This window comes from Pantoea jilinensis, assembly GCF_019104105.1.
In the GTDB taxonomy this organism is placed as follows: Bacteria; Pseudomonadota; Gammaproteobacteria; order Enterobacterales; family Enterobacteriaceae; genus Pantoea; species Pantoea eucalypti.
Genome location: NZ_CP077746.1, coordinates 3,522,346 through 3,540,333, shown reverse-complemented (window position 1 = coordinate 3,540,333; position 17,988 = coordinate 3,522,346). Strand labels below are relative to the sequence as shown.

17 protein-coding genes, 1 tRNA gene and 1 pseudogene are annotated in these 17,988 nt (G+C 47.8%); 11 read left to right on the top strand and 8 right to left on the bottom strand.

What is annotated here, in order from left to right:
• Window positions 1-30: 30 nt before the first annotated feature.
• The 3 genes from KTJ90_RS16715 to KTJ90_RS16705 all read right to left on the bottom strand — a co-directional run bounded on the left by KTJ90_RS16715 (window position 31) and on the right by KTJ90_RS16705 (window position 1,990).
• On the bottom strand, window positions 31-699 hold the full coding sequence (locus KTJ90_RS16715; RefSeq protein ID WP_003850965.1) for a MarC family NAAT transporter: 669 nt from the start codon (window positions 697-699) through the stop codon (window positions 31-33).
• 15 nt (window positions 700-714) lie between these two features.
• The gene (locus KTJ90_RS16710; RefSeq protein ID WP_003850964.1) at window positions 715-1,350 is read right to left on the bottom strand and encodes a hypothetical protein; all 636 of its coding nucleotides are present in this window, start codon (window positions 1,348-1,350) and stop codon (window positions 715-717) included.
• 130 nt (window positions 1,351-1,480) lie between these two features.
• Window positions 1,481-1,990: a YjjA family protein gene (locus KTJ90_RS16705; protein WP_286865886.1), complete on the bottom strand. Its 510-nt coding sequence runs from the start codon at window positions 1,988-1,990 to the stop codon at window positions 1,481-1,483.
• A gap of 544 nt (window positions 1,991-2,534) precedes the next feature.
• Between KTJ90_RS16705 and KTJ90_RS16700 the strand changes: the two genes are divergently transcribed.
• Together KTJ90_RS16700 and KTJ90_RS16695 are read left to right on the top strand one after the other, a co-directional pair.
• Window positions 2,535-2,936: a YsnF/AvaK domain-containing protein gene (locus KTJ90_RS16700; protein ID WP_003850961.1), complete on the top strand. Its 402-nt coding sequence runs from the start codon at window positions 2,535-2,537 to the stop codon at window positions 2,934-2,936.
• Between the two features lie 16 nt (window positions 2,937-2,952).
• A complete protein-coding gene (locus tag KTJ90_RS16695; RefSeq protein WP_442843896.1) occupies window positions 2,953-3,945 on the top strand; it encodes a YsnF/AvaK domain-containing protein in 993 nt (330 codons plus the stop codon).
• Window positions 3,946-4,303: 358 nt separating this feature from the next.
• On the opposite strand, the pseudogene KTJ90_RS16690 reads toward KTJ90_RS16695, so the two are convergent.
• The 5 genes and pseudogenes from KTJ90_RS16690 to KTJ90_RS16670 form a co-directional block, all read right to left on the bottom strand.
• A pseudogene (locus KTJ90_RS16690) lies at window positions 4,304-4,492 on the bottom strand (DUF2501 domain-containing protein); the annotation flags it as partial.
• Between the two features lie 559 nt (window positions 4,493-5,051).
• Window positions 5,052-5,261: a hypothetical protein gene (locus KTJ90_RS16685; RefSeq protein ID WP_033762275.1), complete on the bottom strand. Its 210-nt coding sequence runs from the start codon at window positions 5,259-5,261 to the stop codon at window positions 5,052-5,054.
• The gene (locus tag KTJ90_RS16680; protein ID WP_231001619.1) at window positions 5,242-5,520 is read right to left on the bottom strand and encodes a hypothetical protein; all 279 of its coding nucleotides are present in this window, start codon (window positions 5,518-5,520) and stop codon (window positions 5,242-5,244) included. Before KTJ90_RS16680 ends, KTJ90_RS16685 begins: the two co-directional genes overlap by 20 nt.
• Before the next feature lie 381 nt (window positions 5,521-5,901).
• Window positions 5,902-6,576, bottom strand: a complete 675-nt coding sequence (locus KTJ90_RS16675; protein WP_003850952.1) for a class I SAM-dependent methyltransferase — start codon at window positions 6,574-6,576, stop codon at window positions 5,902-5,904.
• Window positions 6,573-7,586 carry an HNH endonuclease family protein gene (locus tag KTJ90_RS16670; protein WP_499025509.1) on the bottom strand — a complete coding sequence of 338 codons (1,014 nt, stop codon included), beginning with the start codon at window positions 7,584-7,586 and terminating at the stop codon, window positions 6,573-6,575. Before KTJ90_RS16670 ends, KTJ90_RS16675 begins: the two co-directional genes overlap by 4 nt.
• Before the next feature lie 377 nt (window positions 7,587-7,963).
• On the opposite strand from KTJ90_RS16670, the gene KTJ90_RS16665 reads away from it, so the two are divergent.
• The 9 genes from KTJ90_RS16665 to KTJ90_RS16625 all read left to right on the top strand — a co-directional run bounded on the left by KTJ90_RS16665 (window position 7,964) and on the right by KTJ90_RS16625 (window position 17,932).
• The gene (locus KTJ90_RS16665; protein ID WP_033762272.1) at window positions 7,964-8,425 is read left to right on the top strand and encodes a hypothetical protein; all 462 of its coding nucleotides are present in this window, start codon (window positions 7,964-7,966) and stop codon (window positions 8,423-8,425) included.
• A 41-nt stretch (window positions 8,426-8,466) separates the two neighbouring features.
• A complete protein-coding gene (locus KTJ90_RS16660; protein WP_033762333.1) occupies window positions 8,467-8,841 on the top strand; it encodes a hypothetical protein in 375 nt (124 codons plus the stop codon).
• Between the two features lie 150 nt (window positions 8,842-8,991).
• Window positions 8,992-10,023: a DUF1176 domain-containing protein gene (locus KTJ90_RS16655; RefSeq protein ID WP_499026549.1), complete on the top strand. Its 1,032-nt coding sequence runs from the start codon at window positions 8,992-8,994 to the stop codon at window positions 10,021-10,023.
• Between the two features lie 134 nt (window positions 10,024-10,157).
• Window positions 10,158-10,242 (top strand) — tRNA-Leu (locus tag KTJ90_RS16650).
• A 370-nt stretch (window positions 10,243-10,612) separates the two neighbouring features.
• Window positions 10,613-10,744 carry a helix-turn-helix domain-containing protein gene (locus KTJ90_RS16645; RefSeq protein WP_499025505.1) on the top strand — a complete coding sequence of 44 codons (132 nt, stop codon included), beginning with the start codon at window positions 10,613-10,615 and terminating at the stop codon, window positions 10,742-10,744.
• Window positions 10,744-12,243: a type I restriction-modification system subunit M gene (locus KTJ90_RS16640; RefSeq protein WP_499025503.1), complete on the top strand. Its 1,500-nt coding sequence runs from the start codon at window positions 10,744-10,746 to the stop codon at window positions 12,241-12,243. The genes KTJ90_RS16645 and KTJ90_RS16640 overlap by 1 nt, the downstream gene beginning before the upstream one ends.
• 5 nt (window positions 12,244-12,248) lie before the next feature.
• A complete protein-coding gene (locus tag KTJ90_RS16635; RefSeq protein WP_499025501.1) occupies window positions 12,249-13,736 on the top strand; it encodes a type I restriction-modification system subunit M in 1,488 nt (495 codons plus the stop codon).
• A complete protein-coding gene (locus tag KTJ90_RS16630; RefSeq protein WP_499025499.1) occupies window positions 13,726-14,868 on the top strand; it encodes a restriction endonuclease subunit S domain-containing protein in 1,143 nt (380 codons plus the stop codon). The genes KTJ90_RS16635 and KTJ90_RS16630 overlap by 11 nt, the downstream gene beginning before the upstream one ends.
• 1 nt (window position 14,869) lies before the next feature.
• Window positions 14,870-17,932, top strand: a complete 3,063-nt coding sequence (locus KTJ90_RS16625) for a type I restriction endonuclease subunit R (protein WP_499025497.1) — start codon at window positions 14,870-14,872, stop codon at window positions 17,930-17,932.
• Window positions 17,933-17,988 lie beyond the last annotated feature (56 nt).

Sequence of the window (17,988 nt, the reverse complement as noted above, 5' to 3'; positions counted from 1 at the left end):
TCTGCCAGTCAGGAGAGGGGACATTCCGGATCAGTGAAAGGTGCGCACCACTTCCAGCACGCCGTTAATGATGAACTGCACGCCCATGCAGACCAGCAAAAATCCCATCAGGCGCGAGATCGCCTCAATGCCGCTTTTGCCCACCAGCTTCATGATGGCGCCCGAACTGCGCAGAGAGATCCAGAGGATCAGGCTCACCAGCAGGAAGGTCAGCACCGGCGCCACGCTAATCACCCAGGCGGGAAAATCAACGCCACTTCTTACCGTCGAGGCGGACGAGATGATCATCGCAATGGTCCCGGGTCCCGCCGTGCTCGGCATCGCCAGTGGCACAAAGGCGATATTCACCGGCTCTTTGGCTTCATCCAGCTCATCCAGTTTCTGCTTAGCTTCAACCGAATGACCCGCAGGCTTGGCCGGAAACAGCATCCGAAAACCGATAAAGGCAACGATCAGCCCACCGGCCATACGCAGGCCCGGTATCGAGATGCCAAAGGTATGCAGCACCGCGCTGCCTGCGTACCATGCCACCACCATGATGGCAAAAACATAGATTGACGCCTGGCGCGCCTGCCGGTTCCGCTGCTGGTAATTCATATCACCCGCCAGCCCTAAAAACAGCGCCACGGTGGTGAGCGGATTGGCGAGCGGCAGGATCACGACAAGCCCCAGACTAACGGCTTTAATCAGCTCCAGCATGTCTGCACTCCCTGATTAGTGTTTCGGGCGCTCCAGCGCCTCAAGCAGCTCCGGGAAGAAGTCCTGCAGGATTTCCGGCGTCATCAGTTCGGGATACTGCATCAGATGTTCGCGGATACGCTCGTTGACGTCCGGCAACAGACGCTGAGCCGCAGCACTGGCGGTGATTTTGTGCTTCTTCATGGCGCGCAGCAGATCGCCTGGCAGCGTGTCTTCGTCGTCGGCGTCATCGACCATCTCCAGTGCATCGAGCTCGTCGAACATCTCCATCAGTGCTTCAGTCTGCGGCGTGCGCGACTCATATTCACGCGGATGTTCATCTTCCAGGAAGCGCAGCATGGCGCGCATAGGCGTGCCGTCTGGCGTGGACGGCGGCTCGGTGGCGAACCAGCTCAACAGCTGATGCATGGTGACCTGATGGACGCGGAATCCACTGTCGACCAGCTCATCGGCCAGCAGTTCGGCCGTTTCGTTCTCAATCAGGCAGATGTGCGTGCGTTTGGGTTCATACTGCTCCAGCCACTGGTAGATCTCTTCTATCACGCCATCGTCATACTCGAATTTTTTGCTGAGATAGCTGTCATCCTGTTCGTGAACGCAGGCCTGAATCTGATCGGGGTCGAAGTAAAGTGCGATGTTGATGCCTTTCATGCGTGCTGTCCTGTAGAAACCAAAACAACACTATAGCGCTCAACCCCAGGTTATGGGAATGTCAGGCATCACAGCATGGCGGGGTTTAATGCTCCCCTCAGTGCTGCGAGGGGAGAGATGAATAGGGGGATCAGGAGATAAAGTTTTTACCCTGCTTCAGTACCACGTCGCAGGCTTTGGTTTTGAGCTTCTCACCCATGGGTGAGTTGCTCAGGCTTTGCAGATTCAGCTGCTGGCCATTTCCGGTGTTCAGCAGACCTGCCACGCCCTGGGTGTAATCGGTTTTCTGTTCCTGCGCGGTGGTGGTATTCAGACCGAGCTTGCTCAGCACCTGATCTTTCACCGACTGCACATTGTTTTTCACCACGTTGTGTTCGACGCAATACTGCATCACACCGGCCGCGTTGGTCATGCTGTTGGCGCTGACCGCTTTGTCGCCGCCGCCCAGCATGCTGGTAATAGAAGAGAGCGACAGACCGCCATTCTGCTGCGTGGTGCTGGTGGTGCTACCGTTGTTCTGCTGGCTGAGCTGCGACGCTGCACTGCTCAGCTGATCCTGCCAGCTTGCCGCTGATGCACTGCCTGCCACCAGAAGTGTCGCCACGCCCAAAACCCATGCACTGCGTTGTGCCTGCTTCATCTTAACCTCAGTATCTTCTTATTCAGTTTTGCTAAGAGAGGCTGACGAGCAGAAAGTTCCTGACTTCCTTTTATAAATAGCGTCTTAAATAGCACTTTGGGAATATTCTGTAATAGAAGCGATAAAATATTCAGATGCTTGTTAGTGTTATTATTCTGTGAAGTGATTTGCTGAAGGCAGTAATAAGTGCCTCTCGCTGAAACATTATTTAATATCCTCACGTTTTTTATCAGGAATCGTCCTGGTTTAAATTAAATTTACCGCTTTGCTTATAGAGTGCTTTCTAAGCGCTTGCGTCTGGGCTGTTAATATTTACCTGAGAAACTATTTTAATATAACATCATGTGTTTCATGTAATTTTTATATTTAACGTAGCGGTAATTTAAACCGGGGTGCTTGTTTTTGATGCAAGTGTCTGTGCCGTAATTAAATTGAGTTAGCGGAGTTTTTTATTATTCCGGCTTGCGAAATCAGCCAGAGTGTTCATGCTTAATCACTGTGTCAGGCAGTTGTGGTAATTATTTAATTTAACGGGAGCGATATTATGGCTGGACAGCCAGAGCACAATAATAATGCAGACGTCACGCTTAAACTCGCTGAAGAGCAAATAGCCCTGACGAAGCAAAAGATTGTGGATGGACATGTCCGTGTTACCCGTTCCACAACTGAGCATGACGAGGTCATCAGTACACTGCTTAACCGGGAGAAGGTTGAGATTGAGCATGTAGCAAAAGCGCATCCCGTTGAAACGATGCCCGAAATCAGGGAAGAGAACGGTGTACTGATTGTCCCGGTAGTAGAGGAAGAAATCCAGATTGTCAGAAAGCTGGTGCTTAAAGAGGAGATCCACATCCGAAAAGTGCAGGAGAATGTTCCTTTTCAGGAAGTGGTAACCCGACGTAAGCAGCAGGTGAACGTTGAAAGAGATGACGATCAAATTAGCTAACAGAGAGGAACCTATCATGGCACAGGAAAAAATCGTAACACTGTTCGATTCTGCAATTCAGGCAGAGGCCGCGAAAAGAAATCTCGTGAAAGCAGGCTTTTCTGATCGGGACATCAGTCTTATCAGTGGAGAACGTTTGCAGCAGGAAGGGCAGTCTGTCCGCCATCCGAGCCTGTGGCAGCGTCTGTTTGGGCACGACGTCGATAAAGATGAGGCGGATGTCTACACCAGAGCTATGGATAAGGGCGGCGTCGTGCTGACCATCCGTACTGAGGAGGAGAAACTGGCCCGCGCCATGACGATTCTCTATTCTCATGACTCAGTAGATGTGCCATCACGTCTGCAAAGCTCAGTTAATAATGGCAGCAGCGCGCCGGGCATCAACCCGACAGCCGGTAAGCAGTTTGCCGGTGAGACCAACGACCGCCAGGTTGAACCGCGACGCACCTCACTGACCGGTGACGAGAGCGAAGCTGACATTCTGCGTCTGGCCGAAGAGCAGGTGGAAGTGGGTAAACGTCTGGTAAGCGAAGGCTCCACCCGCGTTCGCCGCTATACCGTAACGGATACCGTCTCTGAAGATATCTCATTGCATGAGCAGCACGCTGACATCTTCCGTCGCTCGGTGAATGAACCTGCGCTGGCCGGAGAAGTGGACTGGTCCGAGAAAACCGTCGAAGTTGCTGAGACCCATGAGCAGCCGGTGATCAACAAAACGACCCACGTGAAAGAAGAAGTGGTGGTGCGTACCGACGGCAGCGATCGTACCGAGACCATTAATGACACGGTGCGTCGTCAGGAAGTGGATATCGACCATGCACGAGGCGGTCTGGAGCGCGAACTGCCGGGTACCACAGCAGCGGGCAGACCTGCCGCAGCGGGTGCAGCGACGCAGTCACCCGGTGCGCATAATCGCGACCACAAAGAGAGCCTGACTGAGAAGGTGAGCGAGAAAGCCAGCGAAGTGAAGGACAAGGTTGAAAGTAAGTTGCATGATCACTCACATTGAGGCGCTCATCCTGACAACAACAGATGATGATGATGGGCATTGCTGATGCCCGATGCTGAGCATGCAAGATGCAAGAAAGAGCTAACCGTGAGGTTGGCTCTTTTGCGTTTGGGGGGGAGCGGTTATGGTTGCGGCTTGTAAACGTGGTGCTGCCTTTACACGCGGTCGCCTCAATTCTGTTTCTGGCCTGCCTGCCATTTACCGGACTGGCGATCATTCCAAAGCTTTTTTAGCCGCCACACTGTTGTTGACCATGACGCTTCTGATGCTGGCATTGAGCGCTATCGCTGGCGAAAGCTTACTGAATGTATCGCGCTGGCAGATCCGTGCCTTATCCGAGTGGCCCGCGCTGATTGAGGCCGGGCTGCCTGCTGGTGATAGAAGAGAGCGATATACCGCTATTCTGCTGTGTGGTGCCGGTGCCGGTGCTGAGCTGCGACGCTGTACTGCTCAGCTGATGATCCTGCCAGCTCGCCGCTGATGCACTGCCTGCGACCAGAAGTGCCGCCAGTCCCCATCCCCACGGACGGCGTTGTGCTTGTTCCATCGCAACCTCGTTATGTGCTTATTCAGTTTTCCTAAAAAGCTGAGGAGCTGAACGTTCCTGACTTTCTTCATTAAATAGCACTTTGGGAATCTTCAGTAATAAAAGTGATAAGATATTCAGGTGGTTGTGGGTGTTATTATTCTGTGAAGTGATTTTCTGAAGTCAGTGATAAGGACGCCCATATAATAAATTTTTTAATATCCTTGCTGCTTCTATCATGGATTATACTGGTTTAAATTAAATTTTCCGCTTTTCTTACGGTATATTTTATTAGCGATTGCCTGGGGTTGGTTAATGTCTATCTTTAAAATTATATTTGCCGAACTGTCTTCATTGTTTTTTTAATTTTATCATCACGGAAATAATAATCGCGTTGATGAATTTAATGCCGTAATTAAATTGAGGATGGAAGGTTTTTACTATCCAGCCTTGCAAAAATCGCCATATTCACGTCCTGTCTGACCTATTGTGCAAGAGGCAAAGACAGCGTGTTCGTTAGGTATCTGGTCTGAACTCATGACGACTTACGCTTGTTGTCCGGGCTGAAGTCAGTGCGGGGTTAACGACGGTCTGGCTTTTCAGCAATCAACCAGGTCAGGCCGTAAACCACCAGTCCAGCGACAAGAACGAGCAGCGGAACAATGATGCGCATGGCACCTTCATTCAGCGTGGCTGCCAAAAATATGCCCACGACCATAGCCATTAATACCAGACCGCCGGACACTTCGGCGATGAGCTTACGAAGAAGTCTAATAAGTTTCGATAGCATTAATAAATTCTCTGGAGGCTGAGGGGTTTTTACGTAACATTTCACCCATTTTGATGAAGTTCTGCAGGGGTTCTTCAAACATGAAATAGAGCATGTCGTAGTCGTTAACCCGCAGTTTTCTCCACAGTTCAGGGTTTTGCATCTGAAGTCGTCTGGAGGCTTCACAGGCGCGGGAAATTACGCCCTGAGGGTTCGCTCCAGCCCCAGATAAATCCATCGGTACTGAAACCATGCCCGATAAGACTGAGCTGGGGAACATTGTTGCGTCCGTTGCTTTTCCCCGGAAATCGCGTCCATTGATGAATTAACTTTAAAATATTGTAATGGTCATGGCAAATTTTTGGCAGTGCAGGCTGAACTGAAAGGACAGCTGCTAATGATTTTATGTAAAAACTTTCTGTAAAGTTTCTACGGATAACCGTGACCTGTTTTCTTCGATATAGTCACAAAATATCCGTGCTAGCCGGAAAGAAATACAACCCGAGAGAATAAAGTGAACTGTAAACGGGCACCGCTGATACTCGATGCTGAGCATGCAAGATGCAAGAAAGGGCCAACCGCGAGGTTGGCTCTTTTGCGTTTGGGGGCTGGGTGAGTGATTAAGGTTGTAGCAGGAGTCAGGGATTTCCCAGGCCAGCTATCAAATTAAACTTTTCCTGATAATCGCATTCAGCCAGATCTCATTGCTGCGTCCCGCACGTACATCACCGGTCTGCCAGATTTTTGCCGTTTCAAAAGCGAACCTGTTCCCCGTTGCGTCCTTAGATCCAGCCTCTTTTATGATCCCCAGCTTATTTTTAGCCAGGGGGGCCCTGCCGGGAGTATTCATTCCTTCAACCAGTTTCTGAAACCCAGTTACATCCATATCAGTAAATCTGCGCCCGTCCTTTTCCCGTTCGCCGTGACCATGCTTAAAGGAGAGATACCAGACGCCACCAGGCTTTAGCGCTGTGGCCAGCTTTGCCATGACGTCAGGGAGTTCAGTGTGGGAAACATGCAGCACCGATGCGCAGCACCAGATACCGTCATATTTTTCAACCGCATCAACATCCTGAAAGCGCATCTGCGCTACAGGCTTTCCGGACCACTGACGAGCCAGCGCAACCAACTCTGCTGATGCATCGAAGGCTTCGACGTCAAAACCCATTTCACTAAAGGCTTTGACGTCACGACCTGAACCGCAGCCTGCATCAAGAATGCGAGCGCCTGGCGGCAGGTAACCGGTAAATGTCAGGTAAAGCGCAGACATATCCACACTTGCCGTGTCGGTAAAAAACTGTTGAGCGTTCTGACGGTAATAATCTTCGTTGCTCAAAACTGGCTGCCTCCCTGTGCCGCTGGCTGCCACTCGTGGAGCAGGGAAAATTTTGCCGTATCCCAACTGTTTTGCAGGAAGCTGTGCCGTAGTATCGGCGTTGCGCCGGTCTGGCGGAGTAACGTCTCCCGCAATGGCAGATGGCTGTTAATAAAGTATTCGTTTCGATCATGCAGTCGCTGCAGCAGCGCTATTGACGTGATGCGCGCAAACTTACCCTGAGCGCCACGATTACAGGTCTGGCAGGCCAGCACCAGATTCCAGACGCCGTTGAGGTTGCCGATTTGCTCGCTGAGTATCAGCGGCAGAAAGTGATCGACATCCGCCAGGTTCTCTTCGCCGCCCGTCACGCCAATGGCGCGGAAGCAGTAAAAACACAGTCCTTTCTGGTAGCCGTTCAGGCTGCTGCGACAGCTGGTAATATCGACGCGGCGACCACTCTGGCGGCTGAAAAGCATTTTGTCATTATCGTCATAATCAACCGCAATCAGGTTGCGTGAAACATTCATCGCCCAGGCTTCTTCAACCAGCCGCCATCTTGCCTCCGTTTCCGCTTCCAGACTGGCGAACTGTTCGTTTTCCGTCAGCTGATAAAAATTATCCGTAAGTCGTATGCCTTTATGACTTCGCCGTTCATCCAGGAAAAAGCGTTTGTCGATCTCGGCATGATTCACATTATGAAAAGCATCGATGACGTTAGCAAAACCGCGCTTAACGGTAATAGCGATTAACTGTTCTTCGTTGATTTCGCCTGCGTTGAATTGCCTGCACGCCTCCAGAAACTCGCTGCTTTTGCTGGTAATCTGCTTTGGCGCATGACGCAGGTGAGCGCACAAATGCCGGACAAAAGGCACGGCCAGCGCTTCCAGCGTAATCAAATCGTTGTCCGGCTGCTTCAGGTCGTATAGCGCATGGGCAAGAGCAAATTTATAGGACGCGACGTTTTTGCCAAAAAGAATAACGCCGCGCCAGTAGTTTTCGAGGCGGGGATCGGCCTGGTAAAAGCGCATGCAGGATCCTGTTTTGCGAGACAGCTCGAGAAATTCATGTAACAGGATCACATAACAAATGCAGGTAAATGTAAACCGTAAAGGTGGGGAGGGATTTGGGAGTTTTTAAAGGCGAGCAGGCGCTGTAAGACAATCAAGACAACATCAGCGTAAGAGATAAGTTGAGGGAGGATGCTCAGGTTAAAACGTTGGGCCATAGCCGGATTTATTCAGGCAACTCAGTTGTGGGGCTGGCGCTCGGCACTGCCTGTCTCTGGCACTCGCCAGACAGATCGTAGTGCACTGAAAGATGAGCTGGCAGGGCAATAAAAACGGATAACGGCGTCATATCTTCTTCGATATAATCAGGAGCTATCCGAACAGATCGGGTCATTTAAATGCATCAGTTTGTTTATTTTATTTTCTCACTGCTGTCGTTAGTTTTCTTCATTTTGCTCATCTGGTATTGCTTCAAGCCTTTGCCCCTCAAAAAAGGGCTCCCTCCTTCTCCAGGCGAGATGAAAAAGATATCGGCTAATACGCCGATATTGAAAAAATTGGGCATGAACACGGAAGATTATTACTATGACTGCGACTTCCTGTATCAGCAGCGCGAAGGCGAAACGATTTGCAAAGTTCCGCTGAAGAATATTATCAGGATAAAAGTTACCGGAACTGAAGTCAGCAATCGCCGGGTATGGCTTGTTCGTTACGTCACCGGGTCTTATAGCACCGAAAGGGAGTTCAGAGTCCTGAACAACTACACCCTTTTTAATCGGGATTTTGTCGGTTTTCTTGCCGCCGTGAAAGAGGCCAATCCAGCGGCTGAGGTGCAGGAAATGACCTTAGGACGACTGTAAATTGGCAGGATAGCGCGGAGCGCTTTAGCATGAGCAATCATATGGAACCCTCAATGGCGGACGTTATCGCTTTTGTTCGCGAGTTTGCAGGATGTAAACGTGAAACCATCAATGAAAATACCTGGTTGGAAAAGGATCTGGGGATTACCGGCGATGATGGTGTTGAGTTGCTGGAGGAAGCGGAAAAAATTTTCGACGTGAGTTTTTCTACAGAAGAAGAGGATTTCCGTAAGACGTTCTCTCTGAAAGAAAACGAATATCTTTTCCATAGTGAAGGCATCGACTTCTTGGGCATTGTTTATCTTTGCAGACGTCTGCGCGGCATTCCTGCGCCCGTTATCCGCGACCTTTCAGTCGGCCAGTTGCACCGTGTGCTGGTTGAAGCGCGTAACAAAAAAGAGAGAGTTACCCTATAGCTGCATCGCCCAGGAACGTGGCTCAGCCTTTCGTTAAAGCCTGGCGGCAATTAACAATGGCTGTTGGTTTTCTCGCACTCGTGATGTAAGAGTGATACCAGTGCTGATGTCAGAAATAAAACATAAGGGAGTAAAGTGAACTGTAAACCGATGCTTTTCATGCTGGCGATGCTCTCCATCTCGGCTCAGGCCGCGCAGAGCGCAAGAACGCTTGAGCACAAAGATTGGGAAGTTGCCTGCGATAACACGCTGACCTGCCGCATTGCCGGTTATGGCAAAGAAGAGGATCCCTCCGGCTCCATCCTGCTCACCCGTGACGCGGGTCCTGGAACCGAGCCAACAGGAGAAGTGACGCTGGGCGACACCGAAGATGACAGCGAACCGGCGGAAAAGCTGACGCTCTGGATCGACGGTAAACCAGCGGGCGATCTTCTGGCTGCTGATGACAACTGGCAAATGTCGGCCAGCCAGACCTCTGCGGTAATTAAGGCAGTGAAAGGCAGCGGTAAAGTGGAATTTAAAGGCGGTTCCAAACCTTTCATGCTTTCCAATGAAGGCGCTTATGCCGTGCTGCTAAAAGCGGACGACGTGCAGGGCCGTATCGGCACGCCAGGCGCGCTCACCAAAAAGGGCAATAAACCGGAAAGCAGTGTGGCTAAGGCTGTGCCCGCACCCGTAATACAGGCGGCAAAAACTCTCAGCGGTGAACCCCGTTTGTTGACCGATCCAGAAATCGCTGCGCTGAAAACCCGACTGCTTTCGACTGTTAATCGTAATGACGATGACACGTGCGACAGCCTGTTTACATCGGCAGAGAACATCGACCCGGAAACCGACGGACCCACGCTTACGCCACTGGATGACAGCCACGCGTTACTTTCGGCGCTCTGCTGGCGAGCTGCGTATAACGAAGGCTATGGCTACTGGGTTATTGATAACCAGCTTAAAGGTCAGCCGGTGCTGGTGACCGTTTCCGGGTCCGATTACGACAAGGGCGAGATCACCAGTGTGCAGAAAGGCCGGGGCATCGGCGACTGCATGAGCCAGGAAAGCTGGGTATGGGACGGTCAGGCATTCCGCAAAAGCTATGACGGCGGGACCGGCATGTGTCGTTATATCCACGCGGGCGGCACCTGGGATTTACCTGTGTTCGTAACGGATGTGAAGCCTGTTTCAGGTTAGATGGTTTGTAATGTGAGTAGAACCTGAGAGCCAAAAGGCGTTTTTTTCAGCAGTTGCACCGTCGCCTGCGGATAAGGGTTGCGGAAACAGGGGGTAACGGTATAATCCTCAACGTTTTCCGCATACCCTTCAGTGCCGAAGTGGCGAAATCGGTAGACGCAGTTGATTCAAAATCAACCGCCGCGAGGCGTGCCGGTTCGATTCCGGCCTTCGGCACCACGTATGCAAATTAAAGTCGCTTAAGGGCGGCTTTTTTTGTGTCTGGAATCTGTGCTAAACAAAAATTTTTACACATTTTTTCTCCATCTAAGTCAGAGTCTGCCTCTTTGAATCAGGCCACCAATGCTAGTAAATTCGTGGCTATCTATTGTTTGAAAACTATTTTCACCTGTCAAAAATGCTTCTTCAACTAACTTAATTTCATTTCAGATTGAATTTTTTTTAGCATTTTGGGATACGATTTGCATCGTGAAGCACAACCAGAAGGGCCATTATGATCCGCTGCCATCTTGCTCGGCTCATGGGCGAATATAAGATGCGAATTGCCGATATTGTCAGGTGAAACGGACTGAGTCACAACGCTATCACTTTGCTTTGCAAAAAGACGGCTCAGAAAGTTCACCTGGATACATTAGAAAGGCTTTCCGAGCTTTTTGACTGTGAAATACACGATTTACTGCAAAAGGTTCCTGCTTCGCAGAATCGTAAAGAGAAAAATTAATGACACTGATTAACCTAAAAGATCTCGAGGCCCATCTTTGGCATGCAGCCCATATTATCACTGGGCCTATTGATGCGTCAGATTACAAAACGTACATTTTCCCCATCCTTTTCTTCAAACGCATTTGTGATGTATATGACGAAGAATTTGCCGATGCGATGGAGAAGGTTGGGGATGCAGAGCTTGCCAAGGGGAAGATGTTTCACCGCATTCAGATACCAGAGAATTGCCACTGGCGCGATGTTTTCGCTGAGACTAAAGACATCGGTCAGGCCTTAAAGGACTCCTTCCGTGGTATAGAACTGGCAAACCCTAAACTGCATGGTATTTTTGGCGATGCCAGCTGGACCAACAAAGAACGCCTTTCTGATGAGTTACTGGCTACGTTACTTAATCACTTCAACAAGGTGAATCTCGGCGTTGCCAGTGTCCGTGACGATGTCATGGGCCGTGCATACGAGTACCTGATCAAACGTTTTGCTGATAAAGCTAACAAGAAAGCTGGTGAGTTCTACACCCCAAGAACTATTGTTCGCTTGATGGTTAATATTCTTGATCCAAAAGCCGGTGAGAGCGTTTACGATCCCGCCTGTGGTACTGGTGGTATGCTGCTTGAGACTATCCACCATGTAAAAGAAAACGGTGGTGATCCGCGCTTGCTAAAAATTAAAGGTCAGGAAAAAAACCTGACCACCGAAGCCATTGCGCGAATGAACCTGTTCCTGCATGGTCAGGAGGATTTTGATATTGTTCGCGGGGATACGCTGCGTGAACCTAAGTTTTTGCAAAGCGATCGTTTAGAAACTTTCGACTGCGTTGTTGCCAACCCACCATTTAGCTTGAAGGAATGGGGATACGATCTGTGGTCGAACGATCCCTATGGTCGTAAGCAATATGGCCTGGCGCCTAAAACAAACGGTGATTTTGCCTGGGTGCAGCATATGTTTGCCTCACTTAACGACAATGGACGTATGGCTGTCGTGTTACCTCATGGTGTGCTGTTTCGTGGCGGCGCAGAAGGAGTAATACGAACCAAATTGCTGAAAGAAAATTGCATCGTGGCAATTATTGGTGTCGCATCCAACCTGTTCTATGGGACTGGGATTCCTGCGTGTATTTTGGTGCTGCGTAAATCACGCCCGGCAGCGCATAAAGATCATGTATTGATCATCAATGCTGAAGAAATCTATACCAGAGGGCGAGCACAGAATACGCTGTCCAACAAACAGGCTGATGACATATACCAAATCTATCATGAGCAGGCGCAACAGGGGCCAGATGCAAAAGAAATCGAAGGCGTTGCACGCTGGGTACCTCTGAAGGAGATTGAAGAAAATGACTTCAATCTAAATATTGCTCGTTATGTGCAAAAGCCACTTGAAGAAGAAACTATCACTGTGGAAGAGGCGCTCAAAGATTTTCAACGGAAGCTGGCTGAGCTGGAAAAAGCAGAAGAGGAGCTGGAAGCCCTGCTTCTTAAAGAAGGGTTCGAGGTATGAGTACTATGAGTAATAAAAAACTGGAGGATCTGCTCTGGGGAGCCGCCGAATTTCTTCGAGGCCAAATTGACGCATCAGACTACAAGCAGTATGTCTTCCCGTTGCTGTTTTACAAACGCCTGTCAGATGTCTATCTGGAAGAATATAACGAGGCGATGGAGCTCCATGAAGGCGATGCCGACTATGCCGCCATGCCGATGTTTCACCGTTTCAACATTCCAGTTGAAGCCAGTTGGGAAAAGGTCCGCAATACCAGTAAAAACATTGGTGAAGCGATCCAGAATGCGCTTCGAATAATTGAAGCCAATAACCCGCGTTTACATGGCGTCTTCGGTGATGCACAGTGGACCAATAAAGAGCGCCTGCCCGATCATCTGCTGGCTGATCTGATTGAACATTTCAGTAAAATTCCGCTCGGTATTAAATCTGTCGCCCAAGATGATCTTGGTGAAGCTTATGAATACCTGATTAAAAAGTTCGCTGATGATTCCGGCCATACGGCTGCAGAGTTCTACACCAACCGAACAGTCGTGCATTTAATGACGCGAATTATGGGCTTAAAACCGGGTGAAACCGCCTATGATCCGACATGCGGCACTGGAGGGATGTTGCTAAATGCAGTGATGGATCTTCGAGCAAGAGGAGAAGAGTGGCGCTCTGTGCACCTTTATGGCCAGGAAGTGAACCTGCTGACTTCCGCTATCGCCCGTATGAATATGTTCTTGCATGATATTGAAGAGTTTGATGTGCTGCGTGGTGATACTTTGGCTGAGCCAAAGTTTATTGAAAATGATCGTCTCAAGCAGTTTGATGTGATTTTTGCTAACCCGCCGTACTCCATCAAAAAATGGAATCGTGACAAGTTTGCTGCCGATCCGTATGGTCGAAACCTTTATGGCGTGCCACCGCAGGGCTGTGCTGATTATGCGTTTTACACCCATATCATTAAAAGCCTGAAGCCAGATACCGGTCGCGCTGCCATGCTCTGGCCACACGGTGTTCTGTTCCGTGATTCTGAGCAGGCCATTCGTAAACAGGTGATTGAATCGGACATCATTGAAGCGGTGATTGGGTTAGGCCCGAATTTATTCTACAACTCTCCGATGGAGTCTTGCGTGGTGGTGCTTAATTGCAACAAACCCGCAGAGCGCAAAAATAAAATACTGTTTATTAATGGTGTTGAGCATGTCACGCGAGAGCGTGGTCATAGCCGCTTATCGGATAGTGATTTGGCAGTCTTATGCGAAGCTTATTTTAATCTTGAAAACCAAAATAACATTACTGCTTTAGTGGACATGAAAGTTATTAAAGATAATCTCTATAACCTTTCAATACCACTATATGTTGAGGCACATACTAATGATGAAGATTATGACATCCAGCATGCTATTGAGACATGGAAAGTCAGCCGACTGCAATTAAAGAAACAGTCTGATGGATTATTTGAGGACCTTATGCAGTTAGGTTATAAGGAAGGAACAAATGCTCGATAAGCAATTAGTAAAATTTGGCGATATATGCCGCGAAGTTAAACTATCTACTAAAAATCCATTTGTTGATGGTTATGATAGATTTATTGGTTTGGAGCATTTAGATTCTGGTTCGCTCAAAATAAAACGATGGGGTGTTATTTCTGATGACAACCCAAGTTTTACTCGGGTATTTAAGAAAGGGCATCTTTTATTTGGTAAACGTCGTCCTTATCTTAAAAAAGCTGCGATTGCAGAGTTTGATGGAATTTGCTCTTCCGATATTATTGTTATAGAACCTAAAAATGAAATGTTGAGGACTGATTTTTTTCCGTACATTTTTTTATATGAATCGATTTGGAACAAGGCTATCAATACCTCATCTGGTTCACTCTCTCCGCGGACAAAATTTAAATCATTAGAGTCATTGACTTTAAGTTTGCCAGCAAGTAATAGGCAAAAAAAACTCGCCTATATTTTTGGGGAAATTACTAGAAATCAATCAATAATCGAGGAGTTGCTATCTGCTTTAAAACGAGTAAAAAAATGTATAGTTGAAAAATTTAATCGTGGGGAGTATAGCAACAGCAAAATTTTTAAAGAGAGCTTAATAGGTAGAATCCCTTCAAATTGGGAAGCTAAAACATTGGGTAGTTTGTTTAATAACAAAGATAACCTACGTATTCCTGTTAAATCATCAGATAGATCCAAAATCCAAGGGAATATACCTTATTATGGTGCGTCTGGAATAATTGATTATGTCGATAAGGTTATTTTCAATGAAAACTTGTTACTTTTAAGTGAAGACGGTGCAAATTTAGTTGAAAGAAAGACACCTGTTGCTTTTAAAGTTTCAGGTCCATGTTTTGTAAATAATCATGCACATGTTTATGGTGATAAAGGGATTTATGAAATTGAACTAGCAGTTGAATTGATCGAAAACATGGATTTGTCAAATTATATAACAGGAACGGCACAACCTAAGTTAAATAAAGCAAAGGCTGATGGTATTTTTCTTCCTGTACCACCTGAAAATGAAAGGAAAATAATTTTAGAGCAACTTGAAAATATAAATAACCTCATTGTGTTGCTAGGAAAACATCAATTAAAACATGGCAACTTGTTAAAGTCTATCATAAATAGAGAGTTATCATAATATGTTTAACGAACAAACCGTCACAGAAAATGGAATTATTGACCGTTTAAAAGGTTTAAGCGGGGTCAAGTGGACATACTGCCACGGCGAAAACGTGCCTAAACAAGCGCAGGATATCTTCGTTGATGAGTGGGTAAAAGACGCGCTTTGTTCGTTAAACCCCGATATCGGTAGACAACCTGACTATGCCGATGAGGTCATTTACAAACTGCGAGGAGTGGTTTTAGAAGCCCGTCATACCGGTTTGGTAAAGGCCAATGAAAACTTCCAGGAATGGTTGATGGCTGACAAAACCTTGCCGTTTGGCGAGAATGGCGACCATATCACCATCAATCTGATTGATTTTGAAAATATAGAGAACAACCACTTTGTGGTGGCGAAGCAGGTCCACTATATCGCGGCCACTGAAGTCTATTTTGATATTGTCCTTTATGTGAACGGTATACCACTTGTAGTAGGCGAAGTTAAAACCGCCACACGCCCTAGCGTGACCTGGCAAGACGGTGCCGCCGATTTCATGGGTGGCAAAAAGTACTACTGGAAAAACGTTGAATCTTTCTTTGTACCTAACCTGCTGTGCTTTGCCAGTGAAGGAAAAACCTTTGCCTATGGCGCAATTAATGCCCGAGTTAAAGACTGGGGGCCCTGGCATAATACTGAGCTTCGTGATGAGATTCTGCCGGGATTAGCATCGGTACTCAACAGCTGCGAGAATTTGTTAAATCCACAGACCTTATTGCAGCTACTGGAATCTTTTGCATTATTTTCAACCGTCAAAACGGGCAAAAATACTCCACCTAAACGAGTTAAAATCCTGCCGCGTTATCCGCAATTTGAAGCAGCAAAACAAATCGTTGAGCGTGTTCGTAGAGGCTATCCAAAAAAAGGTCTGATTTGGCATTTCCAGGGATCGGGTAAATCCTTGTTGATGCTTTACGCCGCTAAAATGCTGCGTGCCGACAATACGTTGAAAAACCCAACAGTACTCATCGTAGTGGACCGGCGAGATCTGGACAGCCAAATTAATGAAACCTTTGGTGGCGCCGACGTTAAGAATCTGATTAAAGTGCAAAGCTGCAAAAAATTAGGTGAATACATTGAGCAGGATAGCCGTGGCATTTTAATCACCACCATCTTTAAATTTAAAGATATCGAAATTGACGATAACAACCCTAATGGCCTGAATAACCGTGACAATATCATTGTGTTGGTTGACGAAGCCCATCGTACCCAAGAAGGTGGATTAGGCGAGAAAATGCGCTGGGCATTACCCAATGCCCACTTCTATGGCCTGACGGGTACTCCGATTTCTGGCATTGATCGTAATACATTCAAGTTGTTCGGTGCCGAAGAAGATCCGGGTCGCTATATGAGCCGCTATAGCTATAAGCAGTCGATCCGGGATGGCGCAACTAACCCGGTCAAGTTCGAACCTCGGCTGGCGGAACTCCGAGTAGATCGTGATGCCATCAACGAAGAGTTCGAGCAACTCGTTAATGAAAACAATCTGGATGAAGAAGAAAAAGCAGCATTGTCCAGACGCGCCGGCAAGCTGGCTATTATGCTGAAATCTCCCAGACGTATGGCTGCGGTGAGTAATGATATTGTTGAGCATTTTACCAGCCATGTTATGCCGAAAAAGATGAAAGGCATGGTGGTAGTGTATGATCGCGAAGCCTGTGTGCAGATGTATTATTTGCTCGGTGAAAAGCTCGGTTTTAATGCAGTTGAAGTGGTTATGAACGTTGACCAAGCTCCGGTTAAAGTTGAAGAGGGTGGCAAAAAAGATAAGCTCAATAAGGACTGGCTCAAATGGCATGACGAATTGGAACTACCTGTTAAACAAGCCGATTTCGAACGCTGGCAGCACATCGATGCGGAAGAGCAGGTACAGAAGGATCTGATTGAATGCTTTAAAGATCCTGAGCATCCATTACAGCTTATCATCGTTACCGCCAAGCTGCTTACGGGCTTTGATGCGCCAATTTGCTACTGCATGTACCTCGATAAGCCTCTACGTGATCATACCCTTCTGCAGGCTATGTGCCGAACCAACCGGCTGTACGAAACCGATGCTGTACGCAAGGACATGGGATTAATTATCGACTATCTCGGCGTTTTCGAAAATCTGCGTACCGCTCTGGCCTATAATCCTCAAGAAATTGAAGGGGTTGTGGAAGGAATTGAGGCATTTAAAGAGTTATTGCCGTTACAACTGAATAAATGTCTGTCCTTCTTTCCTGGTGTGGATCGGTCCATAACTGGTTTTGAAGGTATTATGGCCGCGCAGGAATGCCTGCCGACCAACGAGAAACGCGATGAATTCGCTGCCAGTTTTGGTGTGTTATCCAAGTTATGGTCAGCTATCAACCCAGACTCTTTTTTGACCCCTTATCGTCAGGATTATAAATGGCTGGCGCAAATATATGAATCAGTACGTCCAGTGGGACAGACTGGTGCGCTTGTTTGGGCTGCCCTTGGCCCCGAAACAATTAAGATGATCCATGAGCATACTGATATCAATCGTATTCGCGATGATATTGACGAGTTGGTTATGGACGAGCACGCTATTTTTACCCTGACCGCTAAAGAGCAGGAACAACGCGCCAAACGCCTGGAAATTGATCTTATGGGGCGTTTGCGCGGCAGTCATGATCCTAAATTTGTGGCTTTGGGCGAGCGTTTGGAAAAACTGCGTCAGGACTATGAAGCTGGTGTTATCAAGGCCATCGACTGGTTGAAAGGCCTATTGGATGCTGCGAAAGATACTGTACAAGCTGAGCGCGAAACGGGTGAGCGCCCAGTAACTGAAGCTGATAATAAACAGGCGTTGACCAAGCTTTTCCTGGAAACATGCCCGGAAACTACCCCTAAGTTAATCGGTGATGTTGTTGAGCAAATTGATAAAATCGTCAAAGCTACCCGCTTTGATGGTTGGCAAAACTCTAACAGTGGCCCACGGGAAATCCAAAAAGCGCTTTTGCTGACCTTGGCTCAGTTTGGTCTTGGGAAAGATAAAGAGTTGTTCCAGAAAGCGTATGGATACATTCAGGAGCATTATTGAATTTATTCAATGAATTAACCTTATTTATTGACCTGATCCCCGTTGATAAAAATACA

Bases quoted from the DNA above. Each gene is read 5' to 3' on its own strand.
- KTJ90_RS16715 (WP_003850965.1), bottom strand. From the start codon at position 699: ATGCTGGAGCTGATTAAAGCCGTTAGTCTGGGGCTTGTCGTGATCCTG.
- KTJ90_RS16710 (WP_003850964.1), bottom strand. From the start codon at position 1,350: ATGAAAGGCATCAACATCGCACTTTACTTCGACCCCGATCAGATTCAG.
- KTJ90_RS16705 (WP_286865886.1), bottom strand. From the start codon at position 1,990: ATGAAGCAGGCACAACGCAGTGCATGGGTTTTGGGCGTGGCGACACTT.
- KTJ90_RS16700 (WP_003850961.1), top strand. From the start codon at position 2,535: ATGGCTGGACAGCCAGAGCACAATAATAATGCAGACGTCACGCTTAAA.
- KTJ90_RS16695 (WP_442843896.1), top strand. From the start codon at position 2,953: ATGGCACAGGAAAAAATCGTAACACTGTTCGATTCTGCAATTCAGGCA.
- KTJ90_RS16685 (WP_033762275.1), bottom strand. From the start codon at position 5,261: ATGCTATCGAAACTTATTAGACTTCTTCGTAAGCTCATCGCCGAAGTG.
- KTJ90_RS16680 (WP_231001619.1), bottom strand. From the start codon at position 5,520: ATGTTCCCCAGCTCAGTCTTATCGGGCATGGTTTCAGTACCGATGGAT.
- KTJ90_RS16670 (WP_499025509.1), bottom strand. From the start codon at position 7,586: ATGCGCTTTTACCAGGCCGATCCCCGCCTCGAAAACTACTGGCGCGGC.
- KTJ90_RS16665 (WP_033762272.1), top strand. From the start codon at position 7,964: ATGCATCAGTTTGTTTATTTTATTTTCTCACTGCTGTCGTTAGTTTTC.
- KTJ90_RS16660 (WP_033762333.1), top strand. From the start codon at position 8,467: ATGGAACCCTCAATGGCGGACGTTATCGCTTTTGTTCGCGAGTTTGCA.
- KTJ90_RS16655 (WP_499026549.1), top strand. From the start codon at position 8,992: ATGCTTTTCATGCTGGCGATGCTCTCCATCTCGGCTCAGGCCGCGCAG.
- KTJ90_RS16640 (WP_499025503.1), top strand. From the start codon at position 10,744: ATGACACTGATTAACCTAAAAGATCTCGAGGCCCATCTTTGGCATGCA.
- KTJ90_RS16635 (WP_499025501.1), top strand. From the start codon at position 12,249: ATGAGTAATAAAAAACTGGAGGATCTGCTCTGGGGAGCCGCCGAATTT.
- KTJ90_RS16630 (WP_499025499.1), top strand. From the start codon at position 13,726: ATGCTCGATAAGCAATTAGTAAAATTTGGCGATATATGCCGCGAAGTT.
- KTJ90_RS16625 (WP_499025497.1), top strand. From the start codon at position 14,870: ATGTTTAACGAACAAACCGTCACAGAAAATGGAATTATTGACCGTTTA.